Source organism: Leptolyngbya sp. GGD (assembly GCF_026735145.1).
Taxonomy (GTDB): domain Bacteria; phylum Cyanobacteriota; class Cyanobacteriia; order Leptolyngbyales; family Leptolyngbyaceae; genus Leptolyngbya; species Leptolyngbya boryana.
Window position 1 is genome coordinate 205,269 of record NZ_JAPQKE010000005.1, and the last position, 21,798, is coordinate 227,066.

At 47.3% G+C, this 21,798-nt stretch carries 3 protein-coding genes; all 3 read right to left on the reverse strand.

Going from position 1 to position 21,798, the window contains the following annotated elements; all coding sequences use genetic code 11:
• Positions 1-6: 6 nt before the first annotated feature.
• The 3 genes from OU814_RS22770 to OU814_RS22780 all read right to left on the reverse strand — a co-directional run bounded on the left by OU814_RS22770 (position 7) and on the right by OU814_RS22780 (position 21,743).
• A complete protein-coding gene (locus OU814_RS22770; RefSeq protein ID WP_268242185.1) occupies positions 7-18,384 on the reverse strand; it encodes a DUF4347 domain-containing protein in 18,378 nt (6,125 codons plus the stop codon).
• A gap of 390 nt (positions 18,385-18,774) precedes the next feature.
• A complete protein-coding gene (locus tag OU814_RS22775; protein WP_268242186.1) occupies positions 18,775-19,596 on the reverse strand; it encodes a peptidylprolyl isomerase in 822 nt (273 codons plus the stop codon).
• 239 nt (positions 19,597-19,835) lie between these two features.
• Positions 19,836-21,743: an acetate--CoA ligase family protein gene (locus tag OU814_RS22780; protein ID WP_268242187.1), complete on the reverse strand. Its 1,908-nt coding sequence runs from the start codon at positions 21,741-21,743 to the stop codon at positions 19,836-19,838.
• Between the last annotated feature and the right edge of the window lie 55 nt (positions 21,744-21,798).

The window sequence follows — 21,798 nt, forward strand, 5'->3', positions numbered from 1 at the left end:
AAAAAATTAATCCGGGAAGGAAAGCTGGAACCGTCCTTCGAGAGTGAGTTTGTTTTTCTCTTGATCTAGCTCTGAGATATAGCGCTGGAGAGCAGGACTGAGGAAGTTCACAAGATAGGCGTTGATGCGAGGATTGATGATTGTGCTGTCCCCTGCACTGGGATTTGTTGCTCGGATCACATTTGTTCCTAATGTGTCATTCAGCACATCCGTCTCTGCACCTCCAAACAAGTAATCATCTCCAGCATCTCCTTGCATCGTATCAACGCCTCGAAGTCCAAACAGGATGTCATTTCCATCGCCGCCTGTCATCGTATCTTCAGCAAATCGCGTTGCTCCTAGATTTGAATTGCGGTAGATCAAATCGTACTGATGAGGGAGACCTTGACTGAAGTTGTAAGATTCGTCGCTGGAATCGAGATAGCCTCTGACGATTTCAAAGCTGAGATTGATTTGTCGATCGACGATCGGGAGCAGCAGCGTTGCATTATCTCCTAACATCACGTCGTCGCCTGCTTCACCATTCATCACATCATTTTGAGCAATCAGGGTATGAGACTGATTGTTGTTGACATACTCAATGCCGTGATTGGTATTGTGCAGGTCGCGGATGAAGGTTCTGACATCTTCAGCAAACAGTTCGAGATCGCGTTGGAATTGTAGGCGATCGCTTTGAGTGACAGGCGCTTGATTTGCGAGCGGCAGAATCACATTACTATAACCAGCAATCATTAAGTCATTTCCAGAACCACCATTCACCAAATCGTTTCCGAGCTTCAGGTTAAACTCGCGCAGCGTAGAACGAGCAGGCTGATCACCGCCGATAAGTGCATAGTTCCAGAAGCTGCCTTTCACATAGTTGGGATTGCTGAAGTTAGGAGCAAGAACAAAAGTGTCATCAGCGAGAAGCTTGTCATCGCCACTATTTCCAGTGATTTGATCATTGCCGATCGCTAAAGTAAACGGCTGATTCATGGGTCGAGTGGTGAGCGGATCTAATACCGTATCAACGGTGCGATTGAAGTTCGCAATTAATTGCTGAAGATTTCCGACCATTGTGCTAATCGCCGCAGCATTACTCGGTGATTTAATCGTTAAGCCCCCGATCAAGAAGGCATTGTCACCCATGACTAAATCGCGATCTCCCCCTGCATCAATCACATCTCCACCGAGTGTAATTTCTCGTGCAGTCGCGCCACTCGTTCCAGTCAGCGCAAGTTCTAAGCCGTGAAGGTCATAGTTCAACTGATACAGCGATCGCATCATTAGATCCAACGATTGATCAATTCCAGCAACTCCTGTTCTCAGCGGAATGGTATTCGTATAGTTATCTCCCACAACCGTGTCTAAACCAGCACCCGCCGAAATTTGGTCATTCCCTGCTAGTAAATCAAGATGATTGATCACATCAGGAACGACAGCAGCTAGCATTTGGAACGTTACACCCGAGGTTGTACGAAGCGCACCCGTGATCGGAGTCGGAGAATGATCGCGCGTTAAAGTTGGTGAGAGCGTCAAGGCTGGCAGCAAGCCCGAAATTGGGTCAGGCGTTAAGGTCAAGTTTGGCGTAACGATCGTCCCGAAGAAATCGAGAGCTAGGTTTGCATTCTGCTCGATCAGGTGAATCGCACGAGTGACGATCGGGAGTTCCGTGTTAAACGGTGGCAGATTCGAGGTGTCATCTCCAACAATGAAGTCATCGCCTGCAAGATCATCAATGAAATCATTGCCTGCATTACCTTCAATGTAATCATTGCCTGTTCCACCTTGAATCGTGTCGTTACCGCGCTGACCGAAGAGCGCATCATCTCCAGATCCCCCATTAATTGCATCATTCCCATCTGCTAGGAGTTCGACCTCATATCCAGTTGATTCAGTCAGTAACAAGAGATCTGGATTCTGGAATTGTGCCGCAGTCGGTGTGTTGCTGACGGTTCCAGTCACGCGACCAACATCAGTTAGAATCACATCTCGATGCCACGAGCCATTGAGATTTCGACGAGCCGAACCATCTGGATTGACATCGCGAGTAATGATACCGACATCTCCTAAAATCGTGTCTTGTCCGTCTCCACCTTGAATGATGTCATTGCCCAGTTGTCCATAGAGTTCATCATCTCCAGCACCACCATCAATGAAATCGTCGCCGCGCTGACCTTGAATGATGTCATCACCCGTTCCTCCGACCATCGTGTCATTGCCAGCAATGCGATCGACATCATCAAAGCGCACAATATCTCGAATAACCGTCGCAAACGGTGCCACAAATCGCTGCCACGCATTGTTCACCCAACGCCGAGTAATCGTGCCGTTATCACCGAGCATCACATCTGAGTCTGCTTCTCCATCCATCGAATCACTGCCATCGGCACCACCTAGCACATTGTGACCGCCAGTCATGTCATCTTCACCTGCACCACCGTACATGATGTCGTTGCCTTGCTGACCGAGCAGAATATCATCGCCTTGATTGCCATACAGCACGTCGTCTCCACCGCCATCGGCTGCTTGTGTGTCGATCGAGACGAAATTGCGATCGCGCTGCAATGCCTGATAGACGATGGCATGATCACCCATGACCAAATCATCTGATGCACCAGTGGACACAGGTTTTGAATCTCCTTGACGGTAGAGCGCTGTATCATCAATCTGCACGCCATTGATCATCCACACCGCAGCATCTCCGGTCGCAGCATCTCGCCAGACAAACTCAGCCTTACCATCGTTGTTCAAGTCACTAATCGCTTTGACTTCCCAGTTAAAGGGCACACCCGAAATGATCACAGCGGCTCCTGCCAGTTGAGTGCCATTGATCAACCAAACCGCAGCATCGCCATTACCGCGATCGCGCCAGGCGATATCGCTCTTGCCATCATTGTTAAAGTCACCAATTCCTTCGATCGTCCAATTGCTCGGAATTCCAGCTAGAACAATTCCAGATCCAGCAATTTGCAACCCATTCATCAACCAAACAGCAATCTCACCGTTCGTTTGCCCTCGCCAGAGCAGATCGGCTTTGCCATCGTTGTTAAAATCGCCAATTCCCTGAGTGTTCCAGTTCAACGGCACGCCGCGGAGAACAATTGCAGATCCAGCAATTTGCAGACCATTCATTAACCAAACCGCAACATCACCATTACTGCGATCGCGCCAAATCAAATCAGCATTACCATCGCCATTGAGATCATCAACGCCTTCAATGGTCCAGGTCAACGGTACGCCTGGAACGACGACTGCGGCTCCCGCAATTTGCGAACCATTCATTAGCCAAACAGCAACATCGCCATTACTGCGATCGCGCCAAATCAGATCCGCTTGATTGTCGTTATTCAGGTCAGAGATCCCTTCAATTTCCCAACTCAGTGGCACACCCGGAAGCACAATCGCAGCAGTGTCAATCTTTCTACCGTTCATTAACCAAAGGGCAACATCGCCATTAGCACGATTGCGCCAGATAAAATCATCCTTGCCGTCTTTGTTGAAGTCGTCAATTCCTTCGATCGTCCAACTCAAAGGCACACCGGGTAAGACCACTGCGAAATCGAGTATTTCTTTGCCATTCATCAACCAAACGGCAACATCCCCCCGAACTTGATTGCGCCAAACGAGATCGGTTCGACCATCTCCGTTAAAGTCACCTTCATCAACAACTGTCCATTCCCGGGTCAAGACAACGTTTGGATCAGCTCCGTTATCGCCTGCAACAAAGTCAGAACCTGAGCCACCGATTACTTGATCTTCGCCTGCACCGCCAAAGATACTATCGTCACCGCCCAAAGTTGGATCAGTAGTTGTGATGATATCCAAGGTTGATAGGTCAGAATCGGCTCCAACGACCGCATCCCCTGCAAAAGCAAAATCGAATCGACCGTTATCACCTAAGATTCTGTCATTGCCAGCATCGCCGTAGAGAATATCATCGGCAAATCCGCCCAGAATCAGATCAGTCCCATCGCCCCCGGAAACAACATCATCTCCCCCAATGCCTGGGTCGATGCTCTCAACGAGTTTTACCCTGCCACCCGTTAACGTAATTTCAGCCTGATCTCCAATTAGAATGTCGTCTCCTGCATCTCCGGTGACAGTATCGTTTGCGGCTCCAGCGATCGCAATATCATTGCCGTCATTCCCTGCGATTTGATCGTTGCCACCCAAGGTTGGATCAGTGGTCGTAATCAGATCAAGAGTTGTAAAGTCGCTATCGACTCCATAGTTAAGGAGTCCATTGTCACCGAGAATGATGTCTTGTCCTGCATTACCTTGAATGGCATCCGCACCATTTCCACCAAGAATGCGATCGTCACCCTCATTGCCTTGAATATTATCGTTTCCACCAATTGCTGGCGAGGTTGTGGTGATCAAATCTAAGGTTGTGAGGTTACTATCTAGCGTGTAATCTAGGCTGCCGTTATCACCGAAGATCACATCGTTGCCTTCATTCCCTGTGATCGTGTCGTTTGCGGCTCCACCAAATAAGAGATCGTCGCCTGTATTTCCAGCGATCGCGTCATCTCCACCTTGGTCTGCAAAAGTTGATTCAATCTTCTCAATGACATCGGCATTATTGCGAGTGATGTAAGCATGATCACCAAAGATGACATCGTTGCCTTCATTGCCTGTGATGCGATCGTTGTCTGCCCCTCCCAGGATGATATCGTTGCCCAATCCACCCGTGATGATGTCTTTTCCACCATTTGCTGGATCAGTTGAGTAGATATCATTTGCTTGAGGTGTTCCATCGGCTCGAACAATGACCCCGTGATCTCCCAGAATCACATCATCTGCAAGATCAGCGCCTCCAGTAATTGTGTCATCGCCAGCGCCACCGAGAATAAAGTCTCCTTGGTCATTTCCATCGATCGCATCATTGCCACCGAAGGTTGGATTAGTGGTTTCAATGCGAGCTACAACTCCATTCGGCATCGTCACTTTCGCATTGTCTCCAGCGATGAAGTCAATTCCAGTACCACCCATGATGGTATCGTTCGCGGCTCCACCGATGAGAATGTCATCGCCTGCATTGCCTTCAATCACATCATCTCCGCCTTGAACTGCGAAGCGTGCTGTGATTTCTTCTACAACATCCGATGCATTGCGAGTGATGTAAGCATGATCGCCATACACGATGTCATTCCCTTCATTACCTGTGATGCGATCGCTCTCAAATCCGCCGAGAATCAAATCATCTCCCAGACCACCAGAGATACTATCTTTTCCGCCACTCAATTCATCGGTTGAGAAGACATCATTTGCTTGGGCTGAGCCATCAGCTCGAACCACTACGCCATTGTCTCCAAGGATAGTGTCATTGTCTGCTCCGCCAGCGATCGTATCGTCTCCAGAACCCCCCAGAATAATGTCTGCACCGTCATTCCCTTGAATCGTGTCATTGCCACCGTTGAGTGCTTCCGTTGTCTCAATCCGGGCTACAACTCCGTTCAGCAGCGTCATCTTGCCGTTATCTCCGAGAATGATGTCGCTACCCACATTGCCCTGAATAGTGTCATTCGCGAACCCACCCAAAATCAAGTCATTGCCATCATTTCCGGTAATATTGTCGTCGCCGCCATTTGATGAGAAAGAGGTTACGACTTGCTCAACTTGATCGTTACTATCGCGAGTGATATAAGCATTGTCGCCAATGATCCAGTCATCGCCTTCGTTTCCTGCCAGGATGTCACCGCCGAGACCTAATGCATCATTGCCACCAGAACCACCGATGATCAAGTCATTGTCTAACCCTCCAGTGATCGTGTCTTTGCCGCCGAAGGTTGGCTCAGTCGAGTAAATATCATTGGCTTCAATCGTGCCATCGGCTCGAACTACAACGCCATTGTCACCGAGTAAGACATCTCGACCGATCTCTCCAGAAACCGTATCGTCCCCAAATCCGCCGATCGCAATGTCATTACCGTCATTTCCAGCGATCGCATCATTTCCTCCGAGTCCTGGATCAATCGATTCAATTCTCGTTAAGATGCCTGCCGCAAATTGCGCGCGTCCGTTGTCTCCAATTAAGAAATCATCTCCAGCATTTCCAGAAATCGTGTCATTTCCAAATCCCCCGATCGCAATGTCGTTGCCTTCATCGCCATTTAGCGTGTCGGTTCCGCCAACATTTGCTTCTGTCGTTTCAATCTTGGTGACTGCACTATTCACAAAGTCAATCACACCTTGATCACCGATTAAGCGATCGTCTCCCAAGTTTCCAGAAATCACATCATTTCCGGCTCCACCAAAGAGAGCATCATTACCAATTCCACCGGAGATCGTATCGTTGCCATCTCCTGCAACCGAAGCATTCGCGGCGCGAGTCACTTCTCCTGTCGGAGCAAATGTGAGCGTTCCAGTATCCCCAAAGATGTAATCCGCCGCGCCGTTATTGTCATTGAAAACCGCGATCGAGCGATTGACATCAATCGTGGCATTATCGCCAGCAATCACATCATTTCCGGCTCCACCAAACAGATAGTCCGTTCCATCTGCGACATTCGCAGTAAAACTACCTCCAACGATGTTGTCATCGCCACCTTCCCCATAAACGGTATCGCTTCCAATTCCACCGGAAATTGTGTCATTCCCTTGAGAAGTTTGCTGTATAGCACTTGGACGCGATCCAGCAGGAGCCGTCATCACATTCGCATCAAAGGTAAAGCTGTTATAAGCCGCATCTGTTGCTTGAACCGGAAAAGTCGAATCGCCATAGATTTCATCATTTCCGGCATTGCCATCAATACGATCGTTCCCTGATCCGCCGCCGATCAAATCGTTGCCTGATCCGCCTTGTAGCGTATCGTCGCCATCTCCACCATTGAGAACAATACCGCGTGTGGATGCAGTTGCATTCACCACATCATTGCCTGCTTCACCATTTACAACTAATGTTCCACCTGGAGTGATCACCGAAACCGTTACGTTATCATCGTTTGCGCCTGCATTAACGGTCGTTGCGCCTGCATTGGATTGAACTGCGATCGTATCAGCACCCGCAGCACTATTTAGAGTCGTAGAACCTGTGTGTGTACTCTGAACCGTAAAGGTATCACCACCTGACCCAAGAGTAATGTCTAAGGCTTCAACAGTGTTGTAATCGATCGCGCCTGCCATTCCTAAACCTGAGACGCGAGTGCTGGTTAAATTGCCTGTGTTTGCAGTGGTATCACCCGAATCAATCACGTTGAGAGTATCAGTACCTGCATCACCTTGAACAGTTAGAACTGCACCAATATTGTTAACAGTATTGCTCGCGTTTCCGACATTAATTGTGTCGTTGTCTGCACCTGCATTGACTGTAGTCGCGCCTGAGATTGATTGAACATTGACAGTATCCGCGCCTGCATTTGCATTGACTGTGGTTGTTCCTGCGATCGTGCTCGCAACGGTAAATGTATCTGCTCCAGAACCGAGTGCGACTTCGAGCGTTTCAACGCCAGCATAGTTGATGACACCTGTCATTCCTAATCCGCTGAGTTGAGTACTGGTTAGGGTTCCGGTATTCGCTGTCGTGTCGCCTGAGTCGTCTGCTTTGAGTTGATCGGCTCCGGTTCCAGCCTCGATCGTCAAATTCGCATTGATTTGGTTTAACGTACCATTTGTATTCGTCGTCGGAGTTGAATTGCTGCCGATATTGATCGTGTCATCATCGTCTAAAGTTCTGATCGTGACCGGTGAGTTTGCCGCAACGTTTGTGAGATTGACTCGATCGTTGTTAATGTCACCTGTGATTTCAACGGTTGGGGCTTGGAGCGTTCCGCGAATATCGATCGTGCTTCCAACCGCGTCTACATTCCCGTAATCTCCTCGGATAGAGATCGTATTATTTGCTGAAATTCCACTACCTTGATCAATTTGAATATCGTCGCCTGCAAGCACGCTAACTGAACTACCAGAACTCCTGATCGTTGAATTACCTGTGATAGTAATGTCTTGCCCTGGCGTTTGCAGATCAGGCACATTCAGCGTAATCTCACCGACAGAAGATACATTTTCTTGAACCCGCAGCGAACCCCGATTGTTAAGCAGCAATGCGAGATCACCACTGAGTCCGATCATAGAACTAATTCCACCAATGACCAGGTTTCCAGTGTTATCAATCCAAACACCACCTGTACCGCCATTTGCCTCAAGATTACTGATGGTCGTCTCGATCGCATTTGTTGCCTGTCCAATGCCTGAACCTGCTTGGAGGACTGCTGATCGAGCCGTAATATCAGTGGCTGCAGCATCATTGTTATCGAGGATTGAGCCAGAAGCTTTTAGAGTCGTGATTCCATTGTTAGAGAGGATTGTGCCAATCTTCGGATCAGAGTACGTGCCGCTATAGGTTTGACTATCACCTAAGATTAAATCGCCTGCTCTTACATCGATCGTGACATTGCCGTTCGTCGATACTGCATTCAGAACATCATAAACGCCCTTGCCATTGTTTAGCTGCCCTCTGTTATCGAGCAGTTGGCTTGCAGAAGTAATCACGTCAATATCAAGTCCTGCATCAAACCTCAAGGTAATACCATCTACGACTTGATTGGTATAAGGTGCAGAAATTACGTTGATTCCAGTAATGTCTAAGTAAATGCTACCCCCTGCTGAAGCAATCACTTCCGCAGGCAAACTTGAAACACTGCCATCTGGATTCAATCGTGCACGCAAGAGCCGTGCACCGAGACGTTGATTTGCAGCCCCAATGCTTCCCCCATTTTTCGCTTCTAAAAGCAGATGTCCAGAGTTGCCAACTTCAAAGTAAACGCTTGGATTACCTGCTTTAATTGAGCCACCATTGTTGACGATATTGAAGAACGCAGTAACATTGCTGATTGACCGATTGAAGGTCACATCAGAAGTCCCATTGTTAGTCACAATGAATTGACTTTGACGAATGGTTGAATCGATTCTGTAATCTCTACCTGGAAGAGTGGGTGCTCTTCTGTAATCCACATCAGGCTCATTCGTCTGAGCACTCAACATGTCCACTCGGTTAAAGACCAAATTCCGATTCGAGTTATTCAGAACGCGAACTTCATCAATTAACTTATTCAGATACAACACAGCATTGCCAATGACCTGCCCCTTTGGAGCTAGGAATGCCATTTTCGCCTTACTATCATTGATAATGTCTCCCACAATGATGTCATTACCCACAATCTGAGTACTGACATTACTGCTTGGATCAATACTGCCATCCGCATTCACAATCAGCAGCTTGTTTTGCGCGCCAATGTTGTAGATGTCACCATTAAGATTGATCGTATCGCTGAATTTGAGTCCGCTTCCACCGACAGAAGAGTTGTTGGTACTAAATTCAAAGACTGTAACCAAATCAATCACAGTTTCAACAATCGTTTCGACGATATCGTCAAAAGGCCAAGGTAGCCACTTCGTAATTGTCCGTGTTACTTCTCGCGCAACTTCGATCACCTTGGTCACAATGGTAGAGGCATCACTGACCGGAAGACGATCGAGGACATAATTCGACTCAGATCGAACGAGCAACTCAGCCGCAGACATCTCTGAGCCTGACGCTGATTCTACGATCGAGCGAACGTCAACACTTCCATCTGCAACAGTACTGGCTGTTCCAGTGAGCGTTCCATACACCTTCGCTTCGGATCGCGAGAGGAGATTGCCGCCCTCTTGATTATTCAAGGCTTCGATCGTTAATTTATCGGTTCCGGTTACTTTTGTTCCTGTTTCAAAAATAATCTTCGCTTCACTTGGGTCAATCGATGAACCTACATTCACCTGTGTTCCAGCACTTCCAAATGCTGATGCAAGATCTGCAGTTGCTTCTCCTCTCGCTAGCGCATTCACTCCGATTCGATCTTGTGCGCGTAGTGTAGTTATCTTTCCATTTGCCGTTGAGCTAGCCTGCATCCGAATCAACGCATCCGAATCGACAACAACACTCACGGCTGTGATTGAATCCGCAACAACTGTACTTGCAGCAGACATTTTAGAGTCAGCATCTACGATTACTTTCGCATCGGCTGTAATATTCAATAAGTTTCCAGCCGTTAAATCAGCCCCTACTCCAAGATCAGTGTTAGCAGTATTCTCGATCGAGACGGTCGTCAACGATCCACCTGCTGCCAAAACAGAAGGCAGCCCACCTGAAAATAAGCCGCTTAAGTTTCCAGTGAACAAAGATTCTAAAAATCCTGAAAGATTTTGACCTGCTCCTCCTTGAGCATCTGCTTTGACATTCGAGATAGCATTTGAAGCGATGCTCAGATCATTGCCAGCTTGAAGAAGACTATCTTGAGCGATGACTGCATTTGCAGCGACGTTAATTGTCACGTTCGTCTCGGTTGAACCTGCTGCTAAAAATCCACCTGCTTGACCAACCGCAATTGCGTTTACATCGTTATTTGCAGTTGCCGCCAATGTTATATTACGTTTAGCATCCAGCAATGAACGAATACCCGTCTGAACTAAGATATTCGCAGTCGAATTAAGTTTAGTCACTGCACCATTCGCACCAAGCAAGAGTCCTTTTGCTGATGCATTAGAATCTGCTTTAATCGCATCATCGATGCCGTTACCATTGCCATCAAGGTTATAGCGCGCTTGCAGCAGGATATCGCGACCTGCTTCGAGTTTGGCATCGGGCTGTGTTGCTGCAGTGATTGTTGCATTTCCGTTTGCTTCTGCGATCGACACGCCTGCACTTCCCACCGCAAGTGCTACTCCTTCTGCTTTAGCACTCGATTTGATCAACCCATTTGCTGTGATAGAAATGTCGTTTGTTGTTTTCACTGCCCCACTGACAGATGCAGAAATTGTAGGTGAGACGGATGAGAAACTGGCAGCACCACTTCCTGCCAGCACACCTGCCGTCGCCGCGATCGCTCTTGCAGTCGAATCAAGATTCGCATCTGCTCGCACAATCACATCATTTACAGTTTTGCCTGTTTCCTGTCCAATCTGAGCATTCGCACCGATTGAGGCAAGTGTTGAACCGCTCACCGTGCTTCTTGCAATTGAAGCTCCAACCGCAACTCCTCCAATTGCACCACCAATGCTTTGAGCAGAAAGATTTCGAGTCGTCAGTGCTTCAATACTGACCGTCTTGGCTTGAGTAATTTTGGCACCGCTGCCTACGATCGCTGACTGTGTACTACTGTCGTTTAGAACCACAACCTGAGCACCGAGAGCGGCAAGCCCTGCTTGTCCTGCAAAGGCTTTACCATTGAGAGTTTCAATAAACTCGGATTTCAGCGTGATATTGTCGATCGCAGAAAGAGTTGCATTATTGTTAACTTTAGCATTCGTATTGCTGCTTAGATTCGCGATCGCAACTGATCCGCCAATTCCAACTGCACCGCCCGCAAATCCACCCACAAATTGATCCAGGGTTAACCTTTCTTTGGCTTGAACTGCAATATTTTGACCCGCATTGACGACTACATTGCCTATCAGAGCAGTTGTTCCTGCTGAGACAGCCGCAGATTCCATTACCCCTGTAACAGGATTTGATTTGACACGAGTACTAGCAGATCGCATGGAACTGCCTAAGAGGCTGCTGCTTCCATCAGCATTTGTATTGCCATAACCTCCCAGCAGCGAGCTAAATGCACCTGCTCGTCCATCACTGTAGGCCGTAATTTTGTTATACTCACCTGCGTTAATCGAGGTATCTGAGCTACTTCCATCTGAGTAAGATGAATTGTACCCTGCACCGATCGACCATACTGAGACAGAACCTGCTAGTGCACCAACCCCAAGGGCACCACTCACTGCATAGCTGTCAACATCTTTAATCGAGAGAGCATTGACATCAACATTGCCTTTGGCATTCACGATTGTTCCATTGTCAATGACGGCAGAAGTATCATTTCTAATACTGCCAACATCAACTCCACCCGCAACGCCCACACCTCCGATCGCGACTCCACCAGCAAAGGTAAAGGCACGAGTTCGATTTGCGGCGGCGACACTTACAGATGCGTTCGTGTTGGCATCTGGAGCATTTAGATTAATGTTAGCTCCTGTTCCAACAAAAGCGCGGGTGTCAGAATCAATGATATTTACCGTCACCCCACCTGCTAGACCCGCATAGAATCCTCCAGCTCCGCTGCCCCCGACTCCAAACAGCGTTTCTGAAGAATTTGCCTGAACTGCTAGACCTTGGAACGTTGTTTTGGTTGAGAAAGCTGTGTTAGTAACTTCTCCGCTGAAAATATCGGTCAGTCCACTGCTATTCGCTTTCGCTGTAATAGTGCTTGATGCACCGACAAATGCTTGTGTGTCTTTTGTAATCGTGGCGACTCCTACTGCTCCCCCAAATCCAGCCGAACCCAATCCAACTCCAAGGCTGCCTGCAATCATGAAGGTTTCAGTCGTATCATTCGCGTTGACGAGAATATTTCCGCCTGCATTGGCGACCGCACCAACTCCATCTGCAAGACGATCGCCGATATACGCATAGGTTTGATTCTTGATCGACAAGACTGAAGCTGCCCCGGCTACCCCCACTGATCCTGTTGCTGCTGCACTAGCTCCTACGGTGAGAATATCTTCCTTAGCATTTGCGACGACTGCAATATCCCGCTTTGCATTGACGATCGCAGTGTCATCGACAAAGGCTTGAGTTGTATTTTCGACCGTTGTGACAACTGCGCCCGCAGTGATTCCAGTACCACCCGTGACTGCACCTGCACCTGAAATGCCCATATGATAGTAATCATTTCCAGCGGCAATCAGAACCGTTTGATCCACGCCATCATTGGTATTGTTCGCGTTGATCACTGCTCCTTCTGCGACATAGGCAGAAGCCGTATTACCTGTGACATTTACCGAGCCGCTCACATTTGCTGCTACCGCACCGCCGCCGCCGCCGCTTACTGCGATCGCTTCAATATCGTCTTGGTTAATTGCTGTGATCGATAGTCCTTTCATCAATCGAGTATTCGCGGTTGCAACTCGTTGTTGAGTGAGCTTTGGATCACTGACATCGTTTGACCCATCTCGCGTCAAGTCTCGATTATAGCCACCTGGAGCAAAGACTTCTGTTGTATTGGTTCCAGTTTGAGCAGTGTAGCCGATCGTAAATTCGCCTGTATTGACGGTTATGCCATCTCGTAGTGCTTTGGCACGAACTTGAGCATTTTGACCGACATAAGATTCGGTCGTTTTATTGACGATCGTAACTGCCGCAGATGCGCCAATGCTAGCAACTCCTGAAACTGTAATGTTGCCTGAAATTGCATCAATTTCAGTTTGATCGTTGGCATTGACTCGAATATTCCCTTCTGCAGTAACATTTGCCCCGTTGCCGATCCATGCCTGAGTTGTATTCGTAACGGTCAATGCTGAAGCTGTTCCTGCAATCCCTGCTTTACCGCCGCCGACAGCACCTGCGCTGATGGAAAGAATTGTTTCCTTAGACAGAGCATCGATCGTGATGTTGTTTTGGGCATTCACTGTTGCTGAATTACCAATGTAAGCCCGAACTGCTTTATTCAAAAGCAAAACGTCTGCCGCCGCGCCAATTCCTGCTTTCCCTCCGCCTGAGATTGAGCCTGCCACACTCAGTAAATCTGAATCATGATTGGCACGAATCTGAACAGATTGAGCAAGAGACGCTGCGGCATTATTCAGGGTGTTCACTTGCGCGCCTTGACCAATGTAGGCTTCGACTGTGCTGTCGATCGTATTGACAACGGCAGAAGCTGAGATCGCGAGGTTTGAACCTCCGGCTCCACCTGCGCCAACGAGTCGGAGCACATCTTTTGCATTCGCATTGATCAGAATACCATTGCCAGTTAAAGCATTATCTGGTGTTGTAACTGCTGCACCATTCCCTTTTGCATTGACGATCGCTGAATTGCCAATATAAGCTTGCACTGTTCGATCAAGGTTAATATTCGCCAGTGAAGCCCCAACTCCAGTTTGTTTACCGAGTCCAGCCGCCCCTCCAACTACAACTGCGAAAACATCGCTGTCTGCATTGATCACGAGGTTGTCATTCGTATTGACAGTCGCGCCTGCGCCAATGTACGCAAGCACAGTTGTATTGAGATTCTGGCTTGCACCTGATCCACTTAGACCCAATCCTTTAGAAGCCGCTAAACTTGCACCAACTGAAACGATATCTTCTTCAGAGCTTGCAGTAATTTTGATATCTCCAGCAGCGCTAATTGCTGCACCTGTGTCAACAAATGCATTTGCTGCGAGATTCATGACGCTTGCATCAACTGCGGCTCCAATGCCTGCTTGACCGCCGATTGCGATTCCTCCTGCAACTGAAACCAGTAAGAGATCGTTCTGAGCATTCACGGTCACGGAACCTGTCGCATTTAAGGTTGTTCCCTGACCTAGGAATGCCTCTGTTGTACTATCTATCAAGTTGAGATCGACAGAACCTGCGATCGAAGCCGCTGTGGATTTTCCGCCTCCTGCACCCGCAGCAACCGAGACGATTGTATCTTCGGTTTTCGCATTGACTAGAACATCTTTTGTAGTGATGTTAGCGTTTTGGGTAAAGGCTCGAACGTTACGATCGAGATCGTTGAAAGAGACTCCGCCGGCAATTGCGGCTCCACCTTGTGCCCCTAGATTTAAAGTTGCTGCTCCTGCGACCGAGAGCAAGAAGACATCATCTTCCGCTTTAACCGAGACATTCCCGATCGCATTCACGGTGACATTATCGCTGATGTAAGCTGTGACTGTGCTATCGATATCATTAACTGAAACGCTTCCTGACAGCCCAAATCCGCCCTTTTGCTTTGAGTTTTGTTCCGGCGCAGACCCGAGTGAATCTCCAACAGATTGCCCATCAAGCCCGTCTGTTGGGGCGGCAATACTATTTCCTCCACCAGCTTTGGTTCCCGCGATCGTCAAGCTCATTAGCTTACTTTGCGACGTTGCCTCGACTTGGACATTACCCCCTGCGGTAAAGATTCCTGCTGTGCCTACGCTAGTTTGTTCATTCCCAATGAATGCTTTAACAGTGTTTTCCCCTTCATTCACCGCGACTGAAGCGCCGATGCCGATTTCGCTTGCTGATGTCGCACCCGAAATCGTTAGCGCAAATGCCTCATGAGTTGCAGTCACAATCAGATCAGCGCCCGCTTCAACCTTGGCTAAATTATCAATATAAGCTTGGGTATTGTTCGTGATGCTATTGAGTGCAACAGAGCCAGAAACTCCGAAGTTTCCGCCTGCTGCCCCCGACTTCAAAATATTAATTGTGAAATTTTCAGAATTCGCTTTGACTTCAACATCCTTTTTCGCTTTGACCTCGGCTTTATCGGCAATGTAAGCTTTGGTTGTGTTGTTGTAGACGACTCCACCAAAGACTCCACCCACTGCGCCCCCTTTACTTTGAGTTGCAGGCTTAATGAGGTTCAGAACAGAAGGGAAGCCACTAATATTGATCGTTTCAATTCGTGTTTCAGCATTGACTCGAACTGCCTGGTCTGCCTTGCCTGTATCAGTTTGATTAATTTTTGCACCCGATGCAATCCAAGCATTTGCAGTATTGGTGATTGTGAGTATAAGCACACTGCCGGAAATGGCAAAACCGCCTTTGGTATCCCCTGCGTCAGCACTTGCAGAAGTATAAGTCGTTGCGACTTTATCAGGGAACCCTAAATCATCATTGATATAAGCCAGAGGTTGCTTGATTTTCTCTAATGATTTGACAAATTTAGTAATATAAGTGTCAGCATTTTCAAAGATAGTCAGTGGCCCATCTGTTGCCAATAGAACTGGATCAATCTGGAAGCCTGAGATCGCACCTAAGAATGTATTAAAATCTTCTGCAACTTTTACTTGATCCGGAACGATCGATTGTGCATTAACACTCAGAATCCCTTCAACATCGACGATCGCATTTCCGATCGAAGCATTTGCCTCATTGGTATGAGTTGAAATCGCAACCGCTCCACCCAGGCTCAGTTTTGCGCCTGCTTTCGCTCCACCATTCGTGATGACTCTGAAGTTATCTTCTGCTTTTGCAAAAACTGTGAGATTACCACCGATTTTGAGGGTTGCTCCATCGGCAATCCGGGCTGTCACAATATTCACACTACTCGCGATCGCAGTTGCCGCCCCGACATCAAACTTTCTTCCTTGCGAACCAGAGGTATCAGATTGCGGCTTCGCTAGATTCTCACCCTGCAATTTTTGAGACAGAACGTTTAATTGCCCTCGTAGCCCTGCTTCAAGTTCCCTAAACGCTTGAAGTTTTTCAAGTTTTGAGATGACCTTATCTTGGAAGGGAAACGCATTCGCTTTAATTACGCCCCTTGCCTCGAGTCGGTTCGTTGCATTCGTTCCTGTTGCCTGGATCGTTGCATTACCTGTTGTTGTGACATTGCCTTCTATGATTGCATTACTCTTCGATTCGTGATCAGCCAGCGCAACGCCGACTGCTAATCCAACTGAGGCAGCGCTGCCACCGCTTACGATTTGGCTAATGGCAGTTGTCTTGAAGTTATTCAGTGTATTAGAAGTAATATCAACTGTGCCTGCGGTGATACTTGCTCCAGCACTCAAGAGAGACTCTGCTTCTGAATAGCCTTTGCCGTAAGCAAACGTGATCTGAGCACCAGGAAGCTTGAGGAGGTTCGCTCCCACAGCCATCAACACGCCCGCTGTCATGTTGACTTCAACTTCGAGATTGTTTGTCACATCTGATCGCACCCGAACCGCGCCGCCAGCATTAATCCTGACTCCTGAATTAATCTGAGTTTTCGCGATCGCGGCTGATTCGCCATAAGCGGCTCCAAGCATCAGAGCCAGCGTTTTCAAACCAACATCAGACTGTGCAGCAGATTCGATTGTGACATTTCCATTAGCCGCGAGTTGCGCGCCAGATTGAATTGTGATTAAACTCTCAGACCGGGACTTTAAGTACTCAACTGGAAGACTGAAGTTCAGCAGTTTAGATTGAGAAATTTGCCGTCTTAAAACGTTAGAAGCATCCTCAACCGTAAAGTTACTTGTGTTAATTTTGATGCCGTTTTTATCAATTGCACCTAGTAAAATATCTTGAGGCAGAATCGAAGTAATCGCTTGCTTGACAGTCACACCAGTGTTCGTTCCTGCTCTTAACACATCGGAAGCGATTAAAGTAATTTCAGTTGCCGTAACCGATGCAATCTCAAACGTATTACTATCATTTTCGCTCGATCCAATGACTTTAATTGTTTGCCCCGCTTCAAATCCATCTGCAATCCAGCTTCCTCCATTTGTCCGACGAATCCTAGCCGCATCATTCCCGCTGCGTTCGATGAATTCAAGATCTCCAGTCATCGAAGGTGGAGATTGCCCAGCCAAGAGAGCGAGTAAATCATTTTCAAACACATTAAAACCAGCAAACTTACTAGTTGAAGTGTTTGTAACCAGCGAAATATTCTGAGCATTAATGCTCGCATTAGCTCCAACGTTAATCGTTGCACTCACGCCTTGATCAACAAAAGCAATATTTTGGGCAAGTTCTGCCCAAGATGGAACCGATAAGCCTGCATCCACGCTCAAGTCGAGATTGCCAGCGAGTCCGATCGTAATTCCACCGATCGTAATTCCTTTTCCTGCCTTGATCGTCAGATTGTTGAGTCCAAGCCCACCAATGTTGCCATTGAGCGTGACAGTTCCATCTACGGTAATCGACAAATTATCGATCGTTGCTGCATTGTTATCTCCAACGATCGAGCCTAAATTGCTCAGATCCAAGTCACCTGTGACTCTTAGTGAAGTCGTTCCTTGAATCGAAATGGCTTCGTTATAGGTTAAACTTCCAGCATTAAAATTAGTTCCCGTCAAAGTTTGGGCAAGCAACCATTGACCGTTACTGAATTCAGCTTGATTCAGTAACGTCTCAGCTTCAATCGCTCCAGTCTTGACTTCTAATATCCAGTTTCCACCTAGGCTCGCGCTTCCTGTACGATCGCTCGATGCTGCAATATCTGCTTGCGTTAATTGGCTTAGCAGTTTGACGAACGCCTTTCCTGTTTCATCTTCTGCGACATCGCATCCATAGAGCAAGATATCTGCATCTTGAGTGAGTGCCTTTGACCAACTTCGGAACTGATCCGCATACTGCTCCAAAGCGTTGCTATCGAGCCAGTTCTGTCCTAATGTCAGTCCGCCGCTGCTTCCATGCGAAAGAATGTGAACTGCCGAGATGCTCGTGCGCTCTAGTAGAATGTCGGTGATTTGCGAAACTGCATCTTTGATAGGATCTAGAATATAGATTTCTGTTCCTGAAGCAGCGTTTGCGAGGAGCTTTTCATATCCTTGAATTCCACGATCGACAAATGCAATCGAACTCGATCGAGAGATATCATTCAGTGCTGGACTTAAGTTAATCTCAAGCGGCGCGGGGGCGATTGCCGTTGTAGAACCTAGTAGAGCATTGCGAAGGAGAGCATCAGATTGCATAGGTCGTTACCGGGATCAAGTTTAGAGGAAAAGCAAAACTGCGCGATATCGAGAAGCGATCGCGCTTAGCGGGTGTTTGAAACGTATCAACAGGTTCCTCGCTCCGTTCTATCTCGCCCCGGAATGAATTCCAGGGCTAACGGTGCGAAGTCCTTTGAAAAGGACTAAAGACCTAATTCTGATTGGCTATGAGTCCCTTCAGTGGACTTTGTTCAATTAGCCCCGACTTCTAGTCTGGGTGCGGGTGAATGCGATGAACGATATTCCTCAAACAGTATGTCGATGTGATTAAGGTATTCTGTGCTTTTCAAAGGATCTCAGAACAGGATATCTAGGGGGCAAAAAGTCTGATCAATGGACACATCCCTTCACCCCTCTGCATTTGATCAACTACATTGTTGCGACCAGTTCCCGTTCTTCTGTCTCAACTGTAGAAACCTCAGTCCGTTGAGATCCGCCCAATCGAACAGACAACTGCTGAATCTGATCAGCAACCCATTGCTCAAACAGCCGATTTTGTAGCGCAATTTTTAATTCACCGTCCAAGACAGCAGGGACGACTGCTTCAATGCGGAATACACACCAGCGCTGCTCAACTTCAATTGCGCCTACTGTATCGCCCGCTTGCTTTTGTGCGATCGCGGTTCTGAGGTCTTCAGGCAACTGAGCCAGCGAAAAAGCCCGTCTAACCAAGCTCACTTGCGGCTCTTCTGCTAAAGCATACTCTCTCGCAACTTTCTCAAAACCACCTTCTTGTTCGATTTTGCGCTGAATTTCTTCAGCAATCTCTTGGCTCGAAGCGATCATGTAATAAAGTTCGACCTGATCCAATGCGAGCTTCTGCTGATCAAACAATGCCTGCAAATTTGGCTCTGCGATCAATGCTTTCAGCTTGTCCACTTTCAGCCCAATCACAAACCGACTTCTCAATACTGCGAAGTCGATGCCTTGATTGATCAACCATTGCTCAAAGACATCTGCATCAGACAATTGATTGTTGATTCGGAAATTAATGACTGCTTGATCTACCTCAGATTCAAGAATATTCAAGTCGTTGCGAGATTGAATCGTTTGAAAAACAATATGCTGTTCCAGAATGTCTCTAATCCAAGGCATCAGTTTTCCAGAGAGTTGAAAGTACTGAAGTACCGTGCCAAGAGAAAGGGATTGGTTGTCGATCGTCAACAGGGAGATTTGCTCAAAGTCTGACATTGGGTAATTCCTGAGAAGTAATATAACCAGTTGTGACCCTCTAAAAGTAGGGACACACTAGTTAAACGGGGCAACGTCGCTCATGCAAACCAGTAAATTTAGTAAGCACACTAACTTACCAGCTTGCTTCTTTTACGTGCCAATTAACACATAAATTCCACAAGAATCACCCAGTAAAATTACTTAATTCAGAAGAATTCTCTAGAGAATCGATATATGTCTCTTCAAAGGCATCAGTTTTACAAGATCATTGCCGCGATTGCTTCTAGGTAAACCTGATCGAACGATTCACTTAAAGCATATTGTTCAATCAATCCTTGATATTGAGTTGAAACTTTACTGCCTTGCTTAATCACAACTTTTGCATCTTCAAAAATATTTTTTGCCAACATCATTTCGATCTCTGTTGGATCATTCAGCACAACAAGATTGCTCTTTTCATAAAACATGCCAGAGCGATCGAGAATGGATTCAGGATATTCAGCAATCAGTAAATCTAACTTAGGATTTCTCAGTAGATTCTGAATGTTGGTGTTGTAGTCTGGATGCAGTGGTTTTTCAGAGTGATTAATCAAAATACCATCTTGGCAAGCGGCTCCAATTGTCCAATGCGGATAATGTCGAAGAATGTAAGCGATCGCAGTTTGCAAGTCTGAAAGAGTAACGCGATTGAAGGTGATGATCGGAATTCGAGCTTCTGCACTTGAGTGAAAGAAGGTTTTCAAAATATGAGAAGTCACATCGACTCGATTGCCGATCGCAGGTTTTAAGTGCATAAAAATTCCAGGAGCCGCATTGATTTCAATGATGGCAAAGTTTCCTTCTTTCCAAGAGCAGCTGAGATCGCGGGTCATGATATCAATGCCGAGGCAAGTCAAGCGAAAATGTTGAGCGACATCCTGAGCTAGCACAATGTTATCGGGATGAATGTTCGGTGTTGCATCAATGCTCAGTCCACCAGCGGAGAGATTCGCGACTTTGCGCAAGAAGATTGTGCGATCGCGCTCTAGTACTGTCTCAATTGATAAATTCTGCTCAGCTAGATAGCGGTGCATCGCGTCATCGACATGAATCTTACCCATCGGCGAAGTTGGGGTATCGCTGCGTTCAGGAGAGCGATTCGCTCGGTTGATCAATTCCTCGATCGTGGACATTCCATCTCCGACTACCGAAGCAGGTTCGCGCTTCGTCGCAGCAATGAACTTTCCATCCACACACAACAATCGAAAATCATCGCCTTCAATACTCTGTTCAATAATGATTCGAATTGATTGTTCGGGTTCAACAGCTTCTACTGCTCGATCGAATGCGGCTTCTAGATCTTCATCGGATTGGATATTTGCTGTCACGCCGATGCCTTTATGTCCGACCACAGGCTTTACCGCGACTGGATAACCGATGCGATCAACTGCGTTGAGTGCTTCATTGAAGCTCGAAACAATCCGACCTTTTGGCACAGGAAATCCTAAAGTTTGCAAGAACGCTTTGCAGTCATCTTTGCGTGTCGTGAAGTCTGAATCGAGATGACTATCCCGCTCGAAAGTTGTGGCAATGCCTCTGACTTGCTTTCGCCCGTAGCCATACTGCATCAAGCCTTCATCCCACAGATAGAAAGTGGGAATGCCTAGCTCTCTAGCCGATTTGAGTAAAGCATAAACCGTAGGGCCACCATACACCGATCGCCGAAACTGCGCCTGTAGCACTTCGATGTGATTTGCGATCGCAAAATCTTGTCCCTGAGTCATCGCTTCAAACCAGTCCCAAACTGAAAAGATCAGTTCTCGACTGGTTCGAGCATGTAGCGTTTCGACTGCAATACGATCGAACTGTGGATAAGCCGTGACACTCCAGTGCTGCAAATGCAGATCCATCTCCAGTGCACTCACTTTCGCGACGGTCTGAGCAAACAGATCAGCATGAGAAGTAAACGTTTTTTCTCGGAAATCAGGATAGCGATCGCTCACAATCTTGGCATACTGCTGGACGGGCAGCGCATTCTGATTTTTCGTCAGCGTAAAATCGAACACGATGGCAGCCATCGACAAATAGGGATTTGCACCAACGTAAGCACGAATATTAAAAATATCAAACGCATCAGTTTTTCTCGCATTGACGCGGTTGAGTTCGGAGATGCGATCGACAACCATAATTTCACAAGATATTTGTACCTTGAGACTCTACAGAAATCGAAGCGTAAACTGC